Annotated in this window: 5 protein-coding genes; 1 reads left to right on the top strand and 4 read right to left on the bottom strand. The window is 44.8% G+C overall.

The window, feature by feature from the left end:
• A partial coding sequence (locus ACTTJ8_RS11495; protein WP_442721266.1) for a PD-(D/E)XK nuclease domain-containing protein occupies positions 1-199 on the top strand: 199 nt, incomplete at its 5' end.
• On the opposite strand, the gene ACTTJ8_RS11490 is transcribed toward ACTTJ8_RS11495, so the two are convergent.
• The 4 genes from ACTTJ8_RS11490 to murB all read right to left on the bottom strand — a co-directional run bounded on the left by ACTTJ8_RS11490 (position 196) and on the right by murB (position 3,736).
• Positions 196-636 carry a DUF192 domain-containing protein gene (locus ACTTJ8_RS11490; protein ID WP_442719813.1) on the bottom strand — a complete coding sequence of 147 codons (441 nt, stop codon included), beginning with the start codon at positions 634-636 and terminating at the stop codon, positions 196-198. The genes ACTTJ8_RS11495 and ACTTJ8_RS11490 overlap by 4 nt on opposite strands.
• Before the next feature lie 86 nt (positions 637-722).
• Positions 723-1,280, bottom strand: coding sequence for a hypothetical protein (locus ACTTJ8_RS11485; protein ID WP_442719812.1), 558 nt, complete (start codon positions 1,278-1,280; stop codon positions 723-725).
• Between the two features lie 58 nt (positions 1,281-1,338).
• Entirely contained in the window at positions 1,339-2,601 is a 1,263-nt protein-coding gene (locus ACTTJ8_RS11480; protein ID WP_442715710.1) for a Crp/Fnr family transcriptional regulator, read from the bottom strand.
• Positions 2,602-2,767: 166 nt separating this feature from the next.
• Positions 2,768-3,736, bottom strand: coding sequence for a UDP-N-acetylmuramate dehydrogenase (murB, locus tag ACTTJ8_RS11475; protein WP_442721265.1), 969 nt, complete (start codon positions 3,734-3,736; stop codon positions 2,768-2,770).
• Positions 3,737-3,904 lie beyond the last annotated feature (168 nt).

The raw sequence follows: 3,904 nt of genomic DNA, 5'->3' as shown, positions 1-3,904 counted from the left end.
CTGTGTATATATCTTTGAGTTTAAGCTCATGAGTGCGGCAACGGCGGAAGAAGCGCTGAATCAGATAAAAGAGAAAGGCTATGCGGATAAGTACCGTATGAGCGGAAAGAAAATCATCGGTATAGGGGCTGTCTTCGGCGATAGCATTACCGATGAAACTCCTGATACATGGAAAATGGAAGAGCTAATACTGTCCTAATTTGCAAGGCTCGCAGCTGTTTTTATGGCTTGTAGGCTCTCTTTACTGAGCCTATCACCTGCAGCAATGCCGGCGCGGGTAAAGAAGCCCTGCGGCACCTCTAACGCATACCGCACCGAGTGAGTGCTGGAGATAACAGCTAAGCTGAACGGCTGCATATCATATATTTCCCGTATACGTCCTGCAGAATCGATAAAGGCAATGCTGAGCGGATGCGGCGTATCTTTCATCCAAAATTTGAGCTGGGCATCGCTTTTGTAGATAAACACCATACCGGTGCCGTCCGGAATTTCTTTCCGGTGCATATATCCCTGCTGCTGTTCTATTGCCGTTACAGCGGTTTCCACAGAAAGTTGTACATCCTGTTCCGTTCCCTGCCGGACAATACTCAGCGGTATGATCTGCTGCCCTTTCGTACAGGATAACAGCATGACCATAGTCAACAGCAGATACACCACTGCCAGAAATGAGGATAAGGGTACATACTTATGAGCAAAGCGGTTCATAGAGCCTATCAGCCTTATTAAAATCCGTCAATAAAGCTTTGGCGGTTAGCTGATGAGTCGGCTCGTTCTGTGGTGCTCTGAGAAATCAATTCATTGAATACCGTAAGATCAATGTATTTTACAATAAGCGGACGCTCAATAACAATGCGGGTTGTTTCATTTTCCCACACAGCCCGCTGTGGATTGATGGAAGCAGGCTCCCCATACTTTTCACAGAATTTCGCATATACCGAATAATAGTCTACCGTATCGGTATTCAGCTTGAAAATCATAGTGTAAAGATGCTCTTTATAAAACTGAAACCATGATCTGCTGATAAAAGAAAGTCCTGCCGATTCGATAAGACTTCTATTTTCCACCGGCAGCAGCGACACATCCCGTTCGCCGCGGTAACCAAATATCGAATCGCTTTTAAGTGTGTCTTTTACCATATCAATATCCATGCCGAGCTGTATACCGCGGTATTCTGTAGGGAGGACTACCGCATCCTGCTGTGTACCGGTATTGGATGGAGCAGCCGTACTTTGCGGTGCTGCTGCCGTTTGAGCAGTAAGCGGAAACACTACTATAATCATCAGTAGAACTGTAGATAAAAAAGCCTTCATTTTTGACCTCGCTTTTTTCGGTACCGCTCTACCGTACCGGTTTTCCGCGATAGCTCGGCTCATTGTCCCGTGCCTGCTGGCGGGCTTGTTCTATTTCCTGCATTTTCTTGAAATATGCCGTCTGTTTTGACAGTTCCAGCGTATCGGTAATAACGATACTATCGTTAGTACTGCGCACAATCGGGGCTTTTAAAAATGTACTGATAGCTTGTGCAACCTGCTCCTTAGGAATACTGCACATCTTCGCAAGCTCTGTAGGACCAAAAAGGAAAATATGCTGCTTGTTTGCCCCCGGTTCAATCCGTAATTTTTCAAGCTGAATACTCAGCATATCATACATTTTCTCGATAGGGACAGGAATGAGCGTATTCGCAAGCTGTTTATACATTGCCCAAATACGATCGGCAAGGGTCGTGGTAAGCCGGGCAATCAACTGCGGCTGGGTGGCAACCATCTGGTTAAAGTTCTGCCGGTTAACTGCCAAAAGCTGGCATTGTTCCGCTGCGGTAATCGCTGTCGCCGAGCGGGGTTTATTTTCGAGCAATGCCATCTCCCCAAACATATCCCCTTCTTTTAATACGGCAAGCAGAACCTCACTGTTATCAACAATTTTTGAGATTTTCACCCGTCCTTTTTGAATAATATACAGTTCTGCTCCTGACTGGCATTCACAAAATATCATTGATTCACGGTTATATACCCGTACCATCTGCTTTGTGTCCGGCTCAAGCATTTCAATAGGAGCTTTTACCCCGGTAGACTTAATTGCCATAAAGCGCTTCCGTGCGTGTTCGGCATACTGTCCGTCCGGTTTTTCTTTAAGGTAATGATAATAGGCATATAATGCCAGCTCAAATTTAGACATTTTTAGGTAATATTCGCCGATGGTAAAAAGGTGAGAAATATCAGTTTCAATATTCCGCTTCAAGGTTATACGGGTCAGTGCTTCGTCCAAATACCGCATTTTCTTACTGAACGAATAGATAATCTTCATAGCAATAGGAGTATTCTTTTCGATAAGTTCCGGGAATTGTGCGTAATGTACGGCAATCAGCACGACATCCGACACTGCAATAGCCGTTTCAATCTGACTATGGTGTGCCATACAAGCAACAACCCCTAAGAAGTCCCCCGGACCTAGCAGATTTCCTTCTTCTTCCGCAACAACCTCTTTTTGTTTTGCGACTTGTACTTGTCCGCTTTGGATAATATAAAAGCGGTCAGTATCGGATTTTCCTTCAATTAGAATATAAGACCCGCGTTTAAAATTTACAAAAGATAATTGAAGCACTTTACTCCCCTCTTACTTTCTATCAATTCATTGGGGCATCTTTAAAAACTCGGTTTGATTTTTAGAGATGCCCTGTATCACTTTTGCATGAATACAAAAAGCGCCTGCCGCACGATGTATAGAGCCGGAAACCTCTAAAAAAATTTTAGTGTTATCCGGTCATGCCTTATCCGGCAAAAATAATTTCCGGCTCAAGCTCAAAGCCGGTCTGCCCCCTTACCCGCTCCTGAACGGTTTTTATCAATTCCATAACGTCCTCTGCCGTTGCGGAACCGGTATTCACAATAAAATTACCATGCCAGGGCGCAACCTGAGCGCCGCCAATTTGGAAGCCCCTCAAACCGGCTTCATCAATAAGTTTACCGGACGGTTTCCCAAAGGTATGATTATTTTTAAACACACTGCCGGCAGACGGAAGCCGAAATTGTCCCTTTGCTGTCCTATCAGCAATCCGCTCTTGCATTTTTTCCCGAATCAACGAGGTCTCTCGTCTTACCGTTTTGAGCTTTGCCCCAACAATGACGAGCCGTCCGGCATCCAGCGCCGCTAAACGCCCGTTTACCGGCTGAAACGGAGAATGCTTATATCCCCATTCTTCATGGCGATAAGTACGTTCTTCTATTATAAAGCCTTTTTCAGAAAAATACAGCACCGATGTAGACTCTAATACATCAGAAATGGACTTTTCATAACACCGTGCATTCATAAACACAGCGCCGCCCACTGTTCCGGGCAGCCCAGCAAAATCTTCCAAACCGCCTAAGCCCTCTGCGGCACAAAACTCCAGCACATCCTGCATCAACACACCGGCATCAGCTTCAACAAGCGGCTCGCCATTCACTTCATGCAACTTGATAGTATTTAATCCCTTTGTATGCACAACCGCACCGGCTATTCCGGTATCGGGAATCAGCAGGTTAGACCCTCCGCCCATCAGTATCGCCGGTATCTGTTCCGCATAAAAAAACGAGAGTAGGTCTTTTAATTCCTCCAACGAAGACGGTATACTATATATATCGGCATTACCGCCAATTTTGAAACTTGTAAACGCCGCTAATTTCACTTTTTTTTGCACTATCGCAGACAGCCTTAGCGGAAGACCGTTTTTTTTCTCAACATCTCCTAGATTAAACATACTGAGATACTATATACTATTGGCATTGTTTAGAATAGACTTGACTTTTGAAAATATACGGCATATCTACTTCGTTGCTGCGCAAAAATTAATCCTCAACGTATCAAAGATACGCCTGCGGTTAATTTTTGCTCGCGCCTCGTATCTATACCGTCTATTTTCAAAAGG

Origin of the sequence: Treponema sp. (assembly GCF_052169735.1) — a bacterium.
Classification (GTDB): domain Bacteria; phylum Spirochaetota; class Spirochaetia; order Treponematales; family Treponemataceae; genus Treponema.
This window is presented reverse-complemented; position numbering and strand designations above follow the sequence as displayed.

What these genes read in the sequence shown, in the direction of transcription:
- ACTTJ8_RS11485 (WP_442719812.1), bottom strand. Translation starts at nt 1,280, where the DNA reads ATGATTATAGTAGTGTTTCCGCTTACTGCTCAAACGGCAGCAGCACCG.
- ACTTJ8_RS11490 (WP_442719813.1), bottom strand. Translation starts at nt 636, where the DNA reads ATGGTCATGCTGTTATCCTGTACGAAAGGGCAGCAGATCATACCGCTG.
- murB (WP_442721265.1), bottom strand. Translation starts at nt 3,736, where the DNA reads ATGTTTAATCTAGGAGATGTTGAGAAAAAAAACGGTCTTCCGCTAAGG.